This is a genomic window from Vibrio sp. A1-b2, from assembly GCF_021726015.1.
Classification (GTDB): domain Bacteria; phylum Pseudomonadota; class Gammaproteobacteria; order Enterobacterales; family Vibrionaceae; genus Vibrio; species Vibrio diazotrophicus.
On the sequence record NZ_JAKKCI010000011.1, the window covers coordinates 1 to 17279 of the forward strand.

General features: G+C 41.7%; 15 protein-coding genes and 2 pseudogenes. 5 read left to right on the top strand and 12 right to left on the bottom strand.

The window, feature by feature from the left end:
* Positions 1 to 600 precede the first annotated feature (600 nt).
* The 3 genes and pseudogenes from L3V23_RS18150 to L3V23_RS18160 form a co-directional block, all read right to left on the bottom strand.
* Positions 601 to 771, bottom strand: a pseudogene (locus L3V23_RS18150) (RNase H family protein); the annotation flags it as partial.
* A 496-nt stretch (positions 772 to 1267) separates the two neighbouring features.
* A pseudogene (locus L3V23_RS18155) lies at positions 1268 to 1399 on the bottom strand (IS256 family transposase); the annotation flags it as partial.
* Positions 1400 to 1427: 28 nt separating this feature from the next.
* Entirely contained in the window at positions 1428 to 1589 is a 162-nt protein-coding gene (locus tag L3V23_RS18160) for an integrase core domain-containing protein (protein ID WP_102969538.1), read from the bottom strand.
* Positions 1590 to 1703: 114 nt separating this feature from the next.
* Here L3V23_RS18160 and L3V23_RS18165 point away from each other — a divergent pair, with 114 nt between their 5' ends.
* The gene (locus L3V23_RS18165; protein WP_237292691.1) at positions 1704 to 2939 is read left to right on the top strand and encodes a sensor domain-containing diguanylate cyclase; all 1236 of its coding nucleotides are present in this window, start codon (positions 1704 to 1706) and stop codon (positions 2937 to 2939) included.
* A gap of 22 nt (positions 2940 to 2961) precedes the next feature.
* Here L3V23_RS18165 and L3V23_RS18170 read toward each other — a convergent pair whose 3' ends face one another.
* Positions 2962 to 3135: a hypothetical protein gene (locus L3V23_RS18170; RefSeq protein WP_237292692.1), complete on the bottom strand. Its 174-nt coding sequence runs from the start codon at positions 3133 to 3135 to the stop codon at positions 2962 to 2964.
* Positions 3136 to 3325: 190 nt separating this feature from the next.
* Here L3V23_RS18170 and L3V23_RS18175 point away from each other — a divergent pair, with 190 nt between their 5' ends.
* The gene (locus L3V23_RS18175; protein ID WP_237292693.1) at positions 3326 to 5473 is read left to right on the top strand and encodes a bifunctional diguanylate cyclase/phosphodiesterase; all 2148 of its coding nucleotides are present in this window, start codon (positions 3326 to 3328) and stop codon (positions 5471 to 5473) included.
* Positions 5474 to 5912: 439 nt separating this feature from the next.
* Here L3V23_RS18175 and L3V23_RS18180 read toward each other — a convergent pair whose 3' ends face one another.
* The 5 genes from L3V23_RS18180 to L3V23_RS18200 all read right to left on the bottom strand — a co-directional run bounded on the left by L3V23_RS18180 (position 5913) and on the right by L3V23_RS18200 (position 8735).
* On the bottom strand, positions 5913 to 6350 hold the full coding sequence (locus L3V23_RS18180) for a ribonuclease HI (RefSeq protein ID WP_237292694.1): 438 nt from the start codon (positions 6348 to 6350) through the stop codon (positions 5913 to 5915).
* Between the two features lie 83 nt (positions 6351 to 6433).
* A complete protein-coding gene (locus L3V23_RS18185; RefSeq protein ID WP_179876748.1) occupies positions 6434 to 6634 on the bottom strand; it encodes an AlpA family transcriptional regulator in 201 nt (66 codons plus the stop codon).
* 73 nt (positions 6635 to 6707) lie between these two features.
* Positions 6708 to 7307 carry an inovirus Gp2 family protein gene (locus L3V23_RS18190; protein WP_237292695.1) on the bottom strand — a complete coding sequence of 200 codons (600 nt, stop codon included), beginning with the start codon at positions 7305 to 7307 and terminating at the stop codon, positions 6708 to 6710.
* Between the two features lie 53 nt (positions 7308 to 7360).
* The gene (locus L3V23_RS18195) at positions 7361 to 8035 is read right to left on the bottom strand and encodes an inovirus Gp2 family protein (RefSeq protein WP_237292696.1); all 675 of its coding nucleotides are present in this window, start codon (positions 8033 to 8035) and stop codon (positions 7361 to 7363) included.
* A 64-nt stretch (positions 8036 to 8099) separates the two neighbouring features.
* Positions 8100 to 8735, bottom strand: coding sequence for an inovirus Gp2 family protein (locus L3V23_RS18200; RefSeq protein WP_080532520.1), 636 nt, complete (start codon positions 8733 to 8735; stop codon positions 8100 to 8102).
* A gap of 588 nt (positions 8736 to 9323) precedes the next feature.
* Between L3V23_RS18200 and L3V23_RS18205 the strand changes: the two genes are divergently transcribed.
* From L3V23_RS18205 to L3V23_RS18215, 3 genes are all read left to right on the top strand, one after another.
* Positions 9324 to 10583 carry a hypothetical protein gene (locus L3V23_RS18205; protein ID WP_237292698.1) on the top strand — a complete coding sequence of 420 codons (1260 nt, stop codon included), beginning with the start codon at positions 9324 to 9326 and terminating at the stop codon, positions 10581 to 10583.
* Between the two features lie 186 nt (positions 10584 to 10769).
* Complete coding sequence (locus tag L3V23_RS18210) at positions 10770 to 11291, top strand: hypothetical protein (RefSeq protein ID WP_237292700.1); 522 nt, start codon at positions 10770 to 10772, stop codon at positions 11289 to 11291.
* Between the two features lie 28 nt (positions 11292 to 11319).
* Entirely contained in the window at positions 11320 to 13338 is a 2019-nt protein-coding gene (locus L3V23_RS18215) for a DNA phosphorothioation-associated putative methyltransferase (protein ID WP_237292702.1), read from the top strand.
* Here L3V23_RS18215 and L3V23_RS18220 read toward each other — a convergent pair.
* From L3V23_RS18220 to L3V23_RS18230, 3 genes are read right to left on the bottom strand one after another with little or no spacing between them, the layout of a single operon-like run.
* Positions 13325 to 14380, bottom strand: a complete 1056-nt coding sequence (locus L3V23_RS18220; protein ID WP_237292704.1) for a cysteine desulfurase family protein — start codon at positions 14378 to 14380, stop codon at positions 13325 to 13327. The genes L3V23_RS18215 and L3V23_RS18220 overlap by 14 nt on opposite strands.
* Complete coding sequence (locus L3V23_RS18225; RefSeq protein ID WP_237292705.1) at positions 14373 to 15305, bottom strand: phospholipase D-like domain-containing protein; 933 nt, start codon at positions 15303 to 15305, stop codon at positions 14373 to 14375. The genes L3V23_RS18220 and L3V23_RS18225 overlap by 8 nt, the downstream gene beginning before the upstream one ends.
* Entirely contained in the window at positions 15295 to 17244 is a 1950-nt protein-coding gene (locus tag L3V23_RS18230) for a hypothetical protein (RefSeq protein ID WP_237292707.1), read from the bottom strand. The genes L3V23_RS18225 and L3V23_RS18230 overlap by 11 nt, the downstream gene beginning before the upstream one ends.
* Positions 17245 to 17279 lie beyond the last annotated feature (35 nt).

Consider the following 17279-nt stretch of genomic DNA (forward strand, 5'->3'; position numbering starts at 1 on the left):
GAAGAATAATCATTCTAAATGAACTAAAAAATATGTAATAGCAAGCATTACGATGTAACTATACCGTACTCATGAACAAATGCGACTAACTGTATAACAGACTAACTATCATCGCATTTTGCCTTGATCGTTACTTGATGATTGTGACGGAGTATCGAGAAACATTTTATCTACATTCCTGCCATAGACAAAAGTCGGATGCGTCTTCTTACCCTGATGGCTAAAACGCTGGGCAAAATTCTTCTCTCCCCAAAAGATGCAATATGAAGCGTCTATTTTTTCATTACGTCCTATTACAGCCAATTTTGCATGCATCTAACGTTTTAAGGACGATCAGATACAGATCACAACGTAGAGCATAGACCTAACCTGCAATTGGTTTTTATTGAAATAGGAGTATGCGTCATAAAATCAAGTGCTTATATTACAACCCTACTTGATAGCTCTATAGATAACCGTTTAATAGAAGGCAACGTTGAATCCTCATTTTTATCTTTATCGCATCTACCGTCAGATATATGTTATCTACAAAAACGCAAATAATCGGCAATAGCGGCATGTTGGATTATGCCTACAAGCCGCACTGTTACATGAATCTATATCACTTCTAGTTGCATCAACAGCTAGCGAATCCGCTATCTCATTCCCTCTTACACCAGAATGCGCTCTCACCTTTTCGACTTCGACATACTTGCCAGAACGCAGCTCATCGACTGCCTGCCATAAGCGTCGATTCTTAATCTGCTTTATCGGCTCTACGCCAGCCTTTCTTTTCCAGACATCACAATGCCCGAAGGCAGTAAAATCATTAAAACAAGTAATGTTAATGCCAACAGCAGCAGTAAAAAACGACAGTGGAGAGCGTGATTGCTCCCCATTCTTTTTTTGCCTTAACGCATCTATTTGAAGGTATATGTTATCAGTAAAAAGCGAGTTAACTATATCAAGTACCAGTCAATACAGAGGGGGGTTATTGAAGCTGGTACCATACATATCTATATTGGACATCAACGAAAAAGCACTTAGTCACTCGTACTCATGGGAAATAAACAACTATCAGGAAACAATAGTCCACTATGGCCGACTAAAAATGGCACATCGAATCCTTCAGGTGGTGGGCGCACCAACAACCCGCCAAGCAAAAAATAGAAGCAAACCTAGGCTGCTATAGCAGCCTAGGGAGCGTAACGCTGGTAACGACTTGTCGTGTAGATATCAGAGAAAGAACTACTAGACCCTGTAAATAGTTCTGTGTAACTGTCGGGGGTTACATGTATTCAGTCAGTCGGTCTTCGAACATAATCATAAAGCGGTTTAGAGCTTGTCGCCAGTTTCTAATCGGCATCGTCCACTTCTTGGAAGTATCTCTGATATCTAGGGAGATCACCTTTAGAGCTGATGTAATGACCCAGTTAAAATTGGACAATCTAAGCCGCTAAAGCATATACCTCAGCAGGTGTTTTCATCTTAAGCGCCTGATGTGGACGCTCGTTGTTGTAGACGATGGCAAAGCGAGCTTCACCTAAAGAGCCGAAGTTATGCATCCAAACATACTGCTCTTTAATGGTTATTATAAGGCGTTCAACTATATACTTATCAACATACGTGAAATAAGTGCCACTAGGGCTATAGCGCCGCTACCCGTGCGATCGTATAATAAATGTCCGCTTGCACGCTTGTGCACAATGAGTACGAGGACAGCCATGCCAAAGTTAACCATTGATACCCAATATGGCATCATCATTATCCAAGATTTAGAGACCGTATTCGTCAATGAATACTACGCGCACCTGTATGGCTACTCTAGCGCCTCTGAACTCCTCAACTCAATAGACTCCTTTCTTGACTTGATTGATCCCTCTTACCATCCCCAAGCGATCGACAACTATCATCAAACGCTCAAAGGTGACGTTCTTCCCCGAGGGAGAACCTTTCGTAATCGCGATCGCAACGGTCGGGAATTCTCAGTGTTTGCCATCGATCACGTGATTGAGTGGAACGGAAAACCCGCTTTACAAGTCACGGTTATCGATCTCTCAGCGCAAGAACGAGCCCAACTGCAACTTCAAGAAAATGAGCGAAAATTCAAACAGCTGATCACCAAGTCAGGGCAAGGCATTAGCGTCCACCGAGACTTTAAACCCATATTTGTCAATCAAGCTTGGGTTGACTTGATGCGCGCCCCCTCCATCGACGCCGTACTCCGTGATGTCAACTTACTCACTTTACTACCTGAGGAGGAGCACGCCAACGCTCAGTCACGTTATCAATCACTCATTAGTGGCCGTTTATCCGGGGCCAAGACGGTTGTGAAAAATCGATGTTTTGATGGAGAGATTCGTTACTTTCGCGTCTACGACAACTTGATTGAATGGGATGGAGAGCCAGCTGTTCAAGCCGTCATCGAGGATGTTACCGATCGAGTCATACTCGAAGCCAAGTTAAGACAGCTGTCGGTGACCGATCCACTAACCGATGTCTATAACCGTCGGGAACTCGATCGTGTACTCAACCAAGAATTTCAAAAAGGGCAACGTTATGGGCACCCATTTTCGGTTATCCTCATCGACATCGATCACTTCAAGGTCATCAATGATACGTATGGACATGATGTGGGCGACAACACATTACGAGCCATTGCCAACACACTTCGTAACACCCTACGCCAAACTGACGTGTTAGGCCGTTGGGGTGGGGAGGAATTTTTAATTGTCTGCCCGTCCACTGACCTTACCGGTGCCTCGCACCTCGCCAACACCTTAAGATCACGCATCGCGAATCTAGCACTAGACGTTACGAAGTCCGTTACCATCAGCATCGGAGTCGCCAGCCTAGACACTGACGAAACACAAGTCTCCGATGTTCTGAAGAGAGCCGATCGCGCGCTCTATGACGCAAAACATAACGGACGAAACCAAGTAAAGGTGGACCGCCCATAATATTGTCAAATATGGTCTACGCTTAGTAAGAGCGATTCGTTGGCGAATCAACGACACTAATGCGATGCCAATCTGACTGTACTTGGCGATGCAGAATTGGCGCAAACTTGCGATGTGTTCGAGCGATGTTAGCTTGGTGTACCAAACTGACTACTTTCGACAAACCGTAGGCGGTCAAATTACATTCGACAATCATCTAACACCGCTATCGATTAATGAGACTACTACCTCTTAAAAATGAAACGTTGTGCGTAAAACTTACCCAATATAAGGTGATATCAATCGGTGTGTACCCGTGACGCGTTGACTGTCAACACAACCTGAGTATGATTGACATAAATACGAGCGATGTTAGACATGAAGTAAGAGAGGTTTTCCCCGCAGTGATGACGCAGCCCCATCGTAACCGTTCGTTAAGTTTTGAGGGCCAACAAGGCAGACTTACTGCTGAAGATTACCCCACGATACCTCAAACGCGCCCTTTTGATGACGTAGCTCGGTGCCTTATCGAAGCGCAACGCGATGAAAAGCTCTTAAACGCACTCACTCACTTTTTTAGCCATGCTGAGCAGGCAATGGCGCTTAACCCCGACGCTTATCAAAATTTCCGCTCCACGTTACGTGCCTTTCACACCTTAATAGAAAAGAGCACAGAGCAACAGCAACTGTTGGCGGCGCTCACTTTATGGATTCGCTGGCTTTCTGCGTCGCAAAAGCCGTCTACACCAACCGAGCCCATGACATCATTAATTGTATTCGCTTCACAACGCCTCGCCGACGTCGCGATCCCAATACTCAGTGAACTGCATTCACACCAACATACCTTCGAGCGACTCAGAGACAGTGAGCGCCGGCTTCACGATGCCATGGATTACGCTCAAATCGGGCACTGGTCATCCCCTTATGAGGGCACTCGATCTCAGTGGTCACCGCAAATTTATGACTTGCTCGGATTAGAAAGGACCTGCCCCCCAGGCCTTGACACCCTAAAATCCGTCATCGATGAAGACTTCATGCCCGACTTCATAGCCGCTCGGCAGCGCTGCTTTGAGACGGGCGAAGACTTCTTCCTAGAGTGTCCAGTCACTCGCCAGAGTGATGGGGAGCGCCGTTGGATTGAGTGTCGTGGACAGGTGCATTACCTCAAGTCCGGCGAGCCTGAGCGATTGTCCGGCTTCATTCAAGATATCACGAGTCGTAAAGAGAGCGAGGAAACCATTACCCAACTCGCCTACTTTGACCCACTGACGTCACTACCGAACCGGCGTTGGTTATTGGATAAGTTAACTCAGCAATGCGACTCTCTCGCACATCGTCGCTCTTACTGCGCAGTTCTTCACATTGATATCGATGATTTTAAAAAAATCATTGACCTTTATGGTCACCCATGTGGCGATACATTGCTGATGCTCATCACAAAGCGTATCTGTGCGCTTCTTCGCCCCCAGGATACGTTAGCGCGCATCGGACATGACGAATTCATGTTGATACTTTGTGGCTTACCTGAAAAATATCCTCTAGCCCTCGAACAAGTCGACCAATGGAGCACTCAGCTCCTAGAGACGTTGGCACAACCTTATACCATCGACGAACATAAGTTTGTCAACAGCGCCAGTATCGGGATGGCGCTTTTTAATGACAATTCCGTTGGCGCTGAGGAGCTCATTGATCGAGCAGGGATGGCGTTAACGTACGCCAAGCACGACGGAAAAAATGTGTCACATTTGTACCATAGCACGATACAAGACAAGCTATTGCAAAGACTCCATCTTGAGTCGTCACTGCGCCAAGCCCTAGAACTCAATCAGCTGGCATTGTTTTATCAACCTCAAGTCCATGGCACCCATCTAACTATTGGCGCGGAGGCCCTGATTCGGTGGTTCCATCCAGAACATGGACTTATCGCACCTGATGACTTCATTCCACTTGCGGAAGAAACGGGACTGATCATTAGTATCGGGGATTGGGTACTAGAACAAGCTTGCCTTCAACTCTCGCGTTGGCAATCTGACTTCCAATATCTGACTTTGTCTGTCAATGTGAGCTACAAACAGTTCACGCACCCAGATTTCGTGACGAAAGTCGAATCGGTTCTTGAACGTTATCCGATTTTACCTGGTACGTTAAAGCTCGAGCTCACTGAAACCCTGCTAGTCGATGACATTGAACTGACTATCGCCCACATGCAGGCCTTAAAAGTGCGTGGCATCATTTTTTCATTAGACGATTTTGGTACGGGCTATTCCTCTTTGCAGTATCTCAAGCGTCTGCCTATAAGTCAGATTAAAATCGATCGCTCCTTTGTCTCAGAGCTTGAAGATAACCCTAACGACCAATCCATTGTCACCGCGACCATTGCCATGGCCAAAGCATTGGGCATCGATGTTATTGCTGAGGGTGTTGAGACACATGCGCAAGCCGCTTTTCTTCGAGAGCACGGATGTGACACGCACCAAGGCTATTACTATAGTCCGCCTTTATCGCTGTGTGACTTTGAACGCTATTTACAGGCGAACGTCCGGAGATTGACCTAGCAAGCTCCGAACTTAAGATGAAATAGCAAACATCAGCGCTTCGCTAGCCATACAACTTAAACGCTCTTGGTATTGCAAACACTTTCGCTAATTGCCAAGCAAACTGACGTATCGATGTCCATCGTATTCCATCCTTGCTAATGTTATCCAACGTGCGGTCTGTCGGCAGCTTACTCTTTACCACTGACACATTTAACCACTTTATTTTTCTCTTGGAGAAACAGGGAGTCCCAAAAACCCTGAGACTTCATCAGGCGAAGGTAGAAATGGGTTGCCCAACTTGATAACGGGCATTCTAAACTTTTCGTTGAGCATTAGAGATAACTCGTTCCTTAGGCAATACCGAAACGTTAAGAGAAACTGTCGAAGCCAGCAATACTAATGATAAATAAGAATGACAGCTTGTGGGGTACATCCCACAAGCTGCGTGCCACTGACCTTATAACGCCGCGGCTTCAACCGCTAACAAGTCAGCTCTCTCATTCCCTTCAACACCGGAGTGTGCTTTTACCTTTTCAACTTCAACATACTTCCTGGAACTCAGTTCATCCACTTGTTGCCACAGATGACGGTTCTTGACGGGTTTCTTATCCGCACGGCGCCAACCTCGGTCTTTCCAATCGTCCATCCAGATGTTGAAACCTTTCACACAGTAATCGCTGTCCGAATAGATAACGTCCCCATCTTCTGCGTATTCCAATGCTTCAATTAAGGCCAGTAGTTCCAGCTCAGCATTGTCGGTTTTTCGATTGATGGTAAAGCTCTCTTCATGAACAATCTCGTTGTCTTCATCCATGACCACCAGCCCGATACCTCCTCGTGTACATCCGTGTTGGTTGTTTGGTGCAGCGCCGTCTACGTAAATTGAATAACTCATTTTTTTTATCTCTCTCTAATTGTAAAAAGGGCGCATGACTTTGCTTAGCCAGCGCCCCGTTGATGATGTAATTGCTGTTTGTGTTACTGAAAGGATTCTTGGTTGTCTCGCATACTCAGACGCGATTCCATCCATTCCTCGATTTCACTTTCGACCCAAGCCACGGCACGTCCACCGAGTGGGACACTCTTCGGAAAATCGGTTTCATCAGCCATGAACTTGTAGATAGTGGAGCGGCCTAGCCCTGTTAGTGACATCACGTCTTTAAGTCGTAGAAATTTCATTTTCACTGGGAATCGTCTCCTGCTTTGTATATACCCATGTGATAAGCCGCCATTGTAAAAAAATGCAGTCGGTCTATTCCAAGCTAGAGCCAAAGCAGTAACGCTTTTCTTCCCACGCTTCAGCAAGACTGCTCATGCGGTGGAAGACAGTGTTCTTTATGTTGACGTCTTTGCTACGACAACGAGTCCCCACCCCATAATTGCCTCGGTCATTGAGAAACACCAATGAACGCGCTTCGCCGCTGTAGTGCTTTTCTATCGCTTCTTGCCAAGCCATTTTAAGGTGCCCGACCAATTCATTGCGCTTGTCCCAACAAATAGCGGGACCAAAGTGCTGGCTATAGTCAGTAAACAGCATCACGCGATAGTTGTGGGATGGCACCTTGTCTTCCCGCTTACGCCATACATAGAACAGAGAATCCGTATCAAGCTTTTCTTTAAGCAGATTAAAGTAATCGTTGAGGATACTGAGGTCGGTATCTTGATGGTCTTCTGGCAAAAACAAGTCCAAACGTGTGGCGAGAGCGATGTCAAACTGACTGAGTGCCTGTTCAAAGACATCGACCATTGAGGTCAGTACTGACTCGTATAACCCCTTGTCGCTGTAATACAGCGGGTAATCTTCAAAAGTTCTATCAAGGGTAATGCTTGGGAGGTAGGTTCTATTCGCCATGAATAATGCCTTTTGTGTGTGAATGACATAGGCATTACTCGCGCTGTATTTTTTTAAGGTGAGTCGTGACTGCAACCAAAGCTCTTGTTGCGTTGGTCGTTTTGGTTGGCAATGGGTTTCGCGAGACGACTGATTCGATAGAAGAACTCGTTTAACTGTAACGAGAACACTTCAGCGTCAGACAACAGCTCAAAACCTTCATTCGTAGGAGAGTAGGCTAATCCAGAGCATGGTTGGCTGTAATAAGCTTCAACCACCCTATCCCATGTCTTCCTCACTTTTTTGTAGAGAAAACGACCCCACCCCTCTCGACCAGTACCGAAGTTTTGAAAGAGATCCCTATCAAAGAGCAAGATAAGATGATGGTGCTCTCTGGTGGATTCACTTTCCTTCGCCCAGATATAGCGAATGACCGTTTGCTGGTATTGATAAGTTCTGTCGGTGTATTTGTCCTTACAGAGCTCGTTAGTCTCCGATTCTAAAATACGAAAGAAATGGGTAAACACCGTTAGGTAATCACCCCCGAAGTCACTCGGTAGATTTAGGTTGATGTGAACAGCATAGATTCTTGGATATTGGTTTAGAGCTTCAGTCAGCACTCGGTCTATACCCTCTAGGTATTCGAGGACGAGACCATTCTCAAAGTAGTAGAGTGGTTTCCCATTGAAGGTTCTGTCATGAATGATAGTGTGGGCTCTTTGATGAGCTACGTTGAGTTGATGAATCATGATTGGTTCCTGTGGTTTGGTGTGATTCCCACAGGAACTGTTACTACCGTTATTTTTAAGTGTATCAAGAGCTAGTAGCGAAGTTTCTCATCGTCCCTCCGTATACCTTTGAATTAGGTTTCGCGAAATAGCACACCCTTTTGAATAGCTCATTCTTCGATTGTTCAATATCCGATGCTTTCAGGTTTAAGCGATACACACCATTCTTGCAGAAATGAACTAGTGCTGGTTTCTCCTGTTTGATTGCACTGCACCATGCTTGCTTAATCAAGTCGGCTAGAGAGCCGTCTGACGCCCCTACATCCCCGAGTTGATAATAGATATCTTTGTTCAGGAAGAGTGCAACATGGTAGTGGTACTGCTCAGAGGTATTCTTCTCTTTTGCCCAGATGTAACTGGTCTTGTTCTTTAAACCCCTTCCCCAGCTTTTCTCTTTACGTTTTATATCTACGTCTAATTTGGCATTTAGGGATTTGAAGAATCGAGTGATGACTTTCGAGTCTGCATCATCGAAATCTTCGGGTAAGTGTAGGTCTATCCGAAAGACGGATAGCCTAGGATGATACTTCAATGCTTTCTCTATCAATTGAGAAATTTTGTAGAGGTAAAACTTACGATAGAAGAATCGTTGCTTTCGTTTCGTTGGTTGAGGTAGGTCGTAGTTATTGAACTTGTCTTCAGATGTGTACTGGTGATTCATGGTGTTGTTATCCCTATTCGTGTGTCTCTCATACACACAGGGAGTAACGTAAATTTTAGTAGTTGGTAGTTATGTATATTACCTATACCAACATATCCTCATGACATCAAAACGACCTTGCCACAAAAACCAATCCCCTTTTTATAAAAATAGTAGTCCTTTTACGCAAAAATCAAACAAAACAGACTTAAGGATAAAAATAATCATGTTTCCTTTCACTCGAAACTTATCACCTTGGATTTTAAATTCATTAAAAAACACCCACTACAACCAGAGGATGACATCCCATTCAGTTTATATCAAATCGTTAATTTGATTATTTACCAGAGATGCTTTATATTAAATCCACTCAAAGTGAAAAATAACTTATGTCATATATCAGATGTGGATGGCCTGTCCACTTTTTGAACACTGCTAAATGACATTCGAAATCATCGATCCTGAGTTTAATCTGAAACCTTATAGAAAAACCAGCAAAAAACCCACCAGCAACCAACATAAAACCCACAATTTATAGTTGTAAAACTATCAATTCTCCTACATTTCTCCTACACTAGACCGACAAAAATCTTGCACAAACGAATGACCATGAGTACTAGAAGATATTTAGAGCTGATTAAAAACTCATCAGAAGAAGACCTGAAACTTTATATTTATATAATTAAATGGGAATTAGAAAATAAAAGAGATGAGGTGATTGATTTAAGCAATAGGAACAAATCAAGCCTACAATTAATATTAAAAGAATTAATTAGAGACAAGCTCGACATTGAATATAAATACTTAGAAGGAGATGATTTAACTGAATATGAAAATGAAGATTTGGATGATTTCATTAGCTCTTTATTTTCACGCGCTCAGCAAATAAGAGGGGATATTAGTAAACAGATAGAATGGTTATCTGAACCAAGGCCACTATATTTTTTCTCAGTATTGATGCGCGCTGTTATCAATAACAACATTACTGACTTGTCTTACCCTGTAACATCGGTTGACTTCAAAAAAACAAAAATTGACTTTAAAACAGCAAAGTCAACAAAAGATACTGATACTGATAAGCACAAACTCAGTAAATTCGCTCAAATGGCCTTCGACTATGCCAACCAGCCACATTTCCTTGCAGCTCTAAAAAACATTTGTCCAAACAAAACATCACCAGCTCAGGATAGTATCGCCAGAACACTTGAGTATATTGCTGTTTCTTGTCATGTAGACGACCAAAGAGTAATGCTAGAAATAATTAATGATATAGAAAGTCTCTACCAATTGAGTTGTCGTTACGTAAACACAGAGTGGAACGTGTTTAACTCAAACGATGAAAAATTGAACGCTTGGTATTACCATTACTTGATGAAAAAGTATCCAGGAACCGGCTTAAACACAACTAATGATTCCATTAAACAAAAACATACCATTATGTGCATTTTTGACGTACTTTGCGCAACAACCTCACCTGATGATTTGAGTGAAAAAAGTAGCGAGGCTACAACATTTAAAAAAGTTGTAAAAGAACTCACTGATTCGTTTTCAAGAAAAGCTAAGTCTTCATCTTCACAAAGCAACGCCTTCAAAACTAAAGAAGAAAAAACACTAACATTCAGTGAGGTGGATTGGGCTAAGTTGATCGAGCTTACTGGCAGCGATGGAAGAAACGAGATCAAGGCCAAGCTTAAAAAGTTGATCGATAGAGAGTTGGAAAATCGAAAAAATGCTAAAGAGGGCAATGTAGGTCAAGATTCCAACGACGACTCTCTTACAATGCCATCGGAGCAGAAAAAGAAGGTTACAAATTTGGATAAAATATTTGAAACAAAAACTTTTGGAAGACCTCTTCTGAAGCGAGACTAAAGTATAGATTCATCGTTATAGTAAGCAATAGGTACACCACAAGGTACACCGTAAAAAATTAAACTGAACAATATTAAATAAAATCAACAAATTAACGACCAAGATCAACTTACGCCAGCCCACCAAACGTTTGGAAAGGGCAGTAGCAGTAATGTTACTGCCCTTTTTGTTTAAAGGGACTTGAACATGGATGTTATAAATTGGTATTTAACGAAACACTCTGATTACCAAGGGAGCAACACACCTTCATCAGCATCGCTAATGCAGTTGGAGGAGCTAAAACAAAACATTCTAACTCCTATACATAATTCCCTCGGAGCTCCCCGTATAACCTATGGCTTTACGAGCCATCCCCTTTTGCGTCACATCCTAAAGCACTCTCCGGGTGATATGGCGCCGGATATCGATCAACATGCCTCTATGGAAGTAAACTCGCGTGGAAATAGAATTTGTAAGCGGGATGGCGCCGCTTGTGATTTTTTTGTAGAAGGCTTTGAACAACGTATGCACGAAGTCGCGAAGTTTATCTGTGAAAACCTAGAGTTCGATAGACTGTATTTTTACGGGGTTGATAAACCATTACACATCAGTATTGGTTCTGATAACTCTCGTTATGCCTTAATCAGAAAAACTCGTAGTGACGGAGTTCGTGTTAATGACAGAAGTGCAAAAGGCGCAGCCACACCTACCCTATTTGATGATTTATAATCGTTAAAAACATAACTAGGGAAAAGTAATGAACGAAGAGCTGTTTAAACAATTGGTATCTCAAATCAATTTAGGGAAACATCTCCCTGATGCTGTTTATCTTCATAGAGATGCATTTTCTGCTCTTCCTAAAAATCTAAGTCAATTTATTCCCGCTGTAGCAAAAGCAGTAAACCTAGATGATGATAGTTGGAATCTAGTAAAATTATTTAAAAAGGAATTTCGACTATCCTTACTGCATTACCCTAACTTCTATAACGATTCCTACCCGTCTCTTAGACAAAGCCTCAACGTAGACCTTACAAAGCTAAGCCATAAAATTACAAGTTACGAAGAGACCGAAAACCCACCGATACTACATCGCAAAGAAACTATGATTCTGCCAAACAGCGACTATTACGGCCATTTTGTATCCCTAACACAAGAAGGAGAAAATGCCGGACTGTATGAGAATAGTCGTCTCATTGGTTTTAAAAACTCTTGGGAGAACGTCATTGCCCGTCATGGATATGAATTAGTCGATGGTCGGCTATTTCGTAGCTCCTCAATACCACAAACGGATGAATCCGGTATTGATAGGCATAAAACTGCAATAGTCAGACATGAGCTTTCTGCTCCCATGAAAAGCTTAGTTAAACATGGGTACCTTGAGGGCTCTTATTCCATATTTGATTATGGTTGCGGACGTGGCGATGACTTACGAGAACTCGAAGCGCATGGTCTTGATGCGTTAGGTTGGGATCCGAACTTTCAACCTGATAACGACAAAGTAAATTCAGATATTGTTAACTTAGGTTTTGTGCTTAATGTCATTGAAGATCAGGACGAACGATTGGAAGCATTGTTAGGTGCTTGGGAACTCTCCGATAAGTTTCTTGTAGTATCCGTAATGCTAGCTAACGAAAATTACATAGCTCAGTTCAAGCCATACAAAGATGGTGTGATAACCTCTCGTAATACCTTTCAAAAATACTATGCACAATCTGAAATCAAAAACTACATAGAAAGGTCCCTACAAGAAGAGGCTATAACCGTAGCCCCAGGTATTTTCTACGTATTCAAAGATAAAATTGAAGAGCAGTTATACCTGCAGAGCAAATACAAGCGACACCACAAATGGCAGCAACTCACCTCCCCAGAGCCCGTAGAATCGAAAGACAAAGCAAAACTGCTCATTACTCAAAACCAAGAACTGTTCAATGAGTTCTGGAACGTATGCTTAGAACTTGGCCGAATACCAGCCAACGATGAATTTGAGCAATCAGACAAAGTTCGAGAACTGATAGGATCTCATAAAAAGGTATTTACCCTACTTCAAGAACTGTTTGATACCAAAGAGTTTGAACAAGCGGAAAAAAGCCGTAAAGAAGATCTACTGCTTTACTTTGCTATGGGTCTATTCGAAAAAAGAAAGCCATACACCCAGCAACTAGAATCACTCAAAAGAGACATAAAAGCCCTCTTCACTGATTACAAAACAGCAATTAACTTAGCTGCTGAGCTACTATTTGCTATTGCAGATACAGAGCTAATCAATAAACAATGTGAAAAAGCACATTCACAGCTCGCTGCAAGTTTACTTAATGAAGGGCACTCGCTGATCTTCCATCGTGATTATATTGATGACCTTCCCCTACTACTGAGAGTATACGTTGGCGCAGGTTTACAAATGTATGGTGAGCTTGATGACGATATAGATCTAATCAAAATCCACATTACATCAGGCAAGCTGACTCTCACCGCTTATGATGATTTTGAAAAATCCGTACCTTTCTTAGTTGAAAGAATTAAGATCAAAATGGCCGAACAGGATATCGATTTCTTTGACTATGTGGTTGAAGAACGCAGGCCACCTCTGTTGAACAAGCATATTTTCCTAGAAACAGAACACATTCAATTTGAAAAACAAAAGAGATTTGATATACAAATATCAAAGCTCTTAGGCACAGACAACCAAAACGAAACAATAATCTCTCGGCAACACTTTGAAGAAAAATTACAACTAGCAAATAGACAAATTTCTGGTTACAAGCTTATAAAAATTTAAAGTAATAAGGAGGAAGGCTTATTCTGAAAGTTCTTCTGGCTTCCTCTTCTCTTAATCCGATTGCGGTCAATACATGAGAGGGTGTATTAGAAAGCGCATTACAAGCCGATCCTTGAGAAATCAGCCAAGCTTGCTCTTTAAGAAAGCGTTTTACCTCATCGTCATCACTAAAAGTAATGTTCCAAATTGTAGCAACGTGATCACTGCCACCGTTGCGACAGTAATGATATTTGCTAATGATTTTTTCAAATTCACTTTGCTGCTCACTTGGCTCTATCGGGAAATGTTCAACAGCAGAGCCTAAACCGACAATAAGTGGGGTAGGGGATGTCCCCCCTCGGATTCCTAATTCCTGACCGCCACCATGGATGAGTGGAATTAGCTCAGTATCTCGGGCATCACGTACGTACAACACACCAATGCCTTTAGGACCATAAATTTTATGGCCAGAGAGCGACAACATATCGATGTTCATGTCATCGACATCAATATCTAGCTTACAGAAGCTTTGCGCCGCATCGGTATGAAATGGAATGTTGTTATCAAAGGCAACTTCACCAATTTCATCGATAGGCTGCACGCAACCCAACTCGTTATTCACATGATGAATAGAGATCAACAGAGTATTAGGCTGAATTACATTCGCAACAGACTCAGCAGAAATGATGCCGTCACGATTGGGCTTCAAATAAGTCACTTCGAACCCGATATCTTCCAAAAAGCCACAAGTGTTTAAAATACATTTATGCTCAATAGAAGAGGTGATGATGTGACCTTTATCTTCCAGGTACTTAAAAGCCACGCCTTTAATCGCTAGGTTGTTTGACTCACTTGCACCACTGGTAAAAATAATTTCACTAGGCATCGCACCGATCTTTTCCGCGATGGCCTCTCTTGCTTGTTGAATCGCTTTAGTGGCCTTTTCTGCCTCAGAATGTGCTGCAGAAGGGTTGGCATAGCTTTCACTTTGCCATGGGGACATAGCGTCTAAAACAGAAGAAGAGACGGGTGTTGATGCTGCATAATCGAAGTAGTTATTCATGACTGATTAAAGTAATACGTTGACTGTAATTAGGGCGGTCTATCTCAAACTTATCTGACGCATAAAGCTGAAAGTAATCAAACAGGTTAGATATATAATCTTTTATTTCTCGCCGATATGGAAGAACATCATCTTTCAAAGCGTCGTGAACCCAAGACGTTACCATACCAAAATAAGCTTCTTTAGACTCTTCCTGCAACAGTTTTTGTTGAATAAAATGAAACACTTTGCTGTTGAGAAACGCTAACTGCGTTCTTTGTTTCGGCAAACCTAATCTAAACACATCTTGATCATGCAAGAATGATTCAGAATCAGCTAAATATGAACTCTCATCAGGAGTACTCCAAGGCAAGTCCATAACATATAAACCATCTGTATAGTTATATGACGACAACTCTAGAAGTTCATCCCACCACTCGTGTGTCAATTGATCATCGGTTTTATCCGCCTGTAACAAATACGCCTCTAACTGCTTTAACAACTCACTGGTAACGGGTACTGCATCATCACGAATTTGAGTAACCAAATCGATGTCTTTCTTGGTCAAGTCTAAACGAGTAGCTAGCTCCAAGTTCCCATAACCTGAAAGCTTTAGACCATTACTGGTAAAATTTGCACTTCCTATAAAACCAATAGATTCATCAACTATGTATAGCTTTGCATGCAAATCACGACTGATGAAACACTTAACACCACTATAATGAAGAACTTTCAATGCTTGTAAATCACATGAACCAGTTACAAGGTCTTGAGGCCGAGCCCGACAAACGACATTGATATCAACACCTAATGGAGCAGAATCAAACAGAAAATCTACAGCAGGTTGAGTTAAATATGCACTGATAATCGTGATCTTATTTGCTGTATCAAAACTAATTTTCAACTCATTCGATAACTGCTCACCTAGCATTAAATTAACAGGCACTAAAAAGGTCCTCACCATGATTGATTTCATCTACTAGATGATAGAAATATAACCCTAACATTTCTCTAGTACCTTTTAACGCGTTTTCTACACTATTTGATAACGAACTTCTCTCTGCAAAAAGCCATGCAGCGTATATCTGAATAAAAATGTGTTTCTCAATATCGGTCAAGGTGTGAACATAAGCTTCATTAAACGGATGGGAAACATTAACTAAGACAATAACACCTGATTGTGTTATACGATAATCAAACAAAACAGAAAGAGGAAGTTCGGTAAACTCAGTAGTATATTGTTTGGTTTTCTCATCACACTCTTTCAAGCTCTTCATAAAACCAGCTTTTGCAATTTGGCTGTTTTCGTTCGCCTTTACCGGTAACTTATACATTTTTGTTTTAGCCCAAAGAGCAATAAACATCTTAAGAGATTCCCAGAAATTTCCGCCTAATTGAGTGGAAGTCTTTTTTATATACTGATGATGCAGATTGAATGAAATGATGCTTTGATCTTCCGAGTTAAAAGAAAATAGCTGTTCATCTTTGAGGTTACAAAATTTAAAGGTGAAGTGTTCGTCTAACACCTTAACTTCAGTATTGAGTATCTGGGCAGAGTCTTCTCTATCCGAAAGGCTGTCCTGTTGTGGCTCTGCAGTCGATTGGCTATCTTTCCTATTTACACCTAGATTTTCATCCCACTCGGTAATAGTTTTAATCAGTTGATCTAAATGCCTTTCACGAACAAAGAAACTGCCTCTAACAGAAAAAGTATATGGGTCAATGGATTCAATAATATTCCTGGGTAGGAAATCAATAAACCATCCTGTTAGTAATTTTCCTCGTTGAGTTATGTAACTCTGAACCGACCCAAGAACCTCAAGGGGATCTCTATTTTTAGGCTGAGTCATAGGTTCATTAGGGGGAAAATTAAGTTTTAAGCTAGATTTAGCCTTTATTCTTTTCTTTAAATGAGCCTGTAAAGCAGACAAAGTAATCGCGACAGGTTTATTGTATCTCTGCTTATCTTTAGGTGAGAGGCCTATGACTTGGGAAACATCTGTTAACTTACCAAATATATCTATTGTTAATATTGCTATTTCCTGCAAAGAATCGGGGAGTTCAATATCACAAAGCAGAGAGTTTTTGGTTACATAAAGAGCTTCACTATAAAGGTTGCTACTTGTATCTGTCAGATACTCATTGACTGGATCAGAAGAACTCATAGGCCCGGGATTACTGAATACTTCACTTTTACCTGGTGAAAAGGTTTTAACTACAGAGCTTTTTGTCACATAGTCATCAGACAACTGATTTTGTGTATTATCTTTTTGATTCTCCAGTGGAATTTCTTCAGCTGAATCAGAATGGTTTGTTGGTAAGAGGTTGCTTATCACTTCTCTTTTGGCTAGTAGAAAAATTTCAACTTCTTCATCCGTTAAGCATAAGGTCAGTTTTGGTCGAGGGATATCAAGGCGAGAGACTAAGAATTTATGCAAATGTTTAGTTTTTAGTAACACCGTTTTATAGACTTCATCTAATCCCGTTAGATTGAAAACATCTGGATGTTCGAGATGTTCTTTTAGTGCTGAAACATCAGCGTTGGCTTTTTCTACCGTATTTGAAGATACTTCTAACTCCAGCTGAGAGGGCATATATTCGCGTTTTTTTGCTTCTTGAGTAGCTAGGTTAGACAAAGCATCACCGACCCGATTACTTTTATTTAAAATATTCGTCCGTCTTTGACTATTAAGATCTAAATATAATCTCGCAAAGTCACCTCTCAGCTTTTCAAGTTCTGCGTTTAACTTTAGATTTCTTGTTATCTCTTGGTCTAACTGATGGGTTCTCTCATCCAGCGCAACTTTTGTCACGTCTAACTCTTTCTGAATACTATCTACATGGGATTGAATCAATTCCATGGCATATTTCAAATTTGTACTCATTTACGTTCCATAAAGGCCAAAATAGAACAATTTAT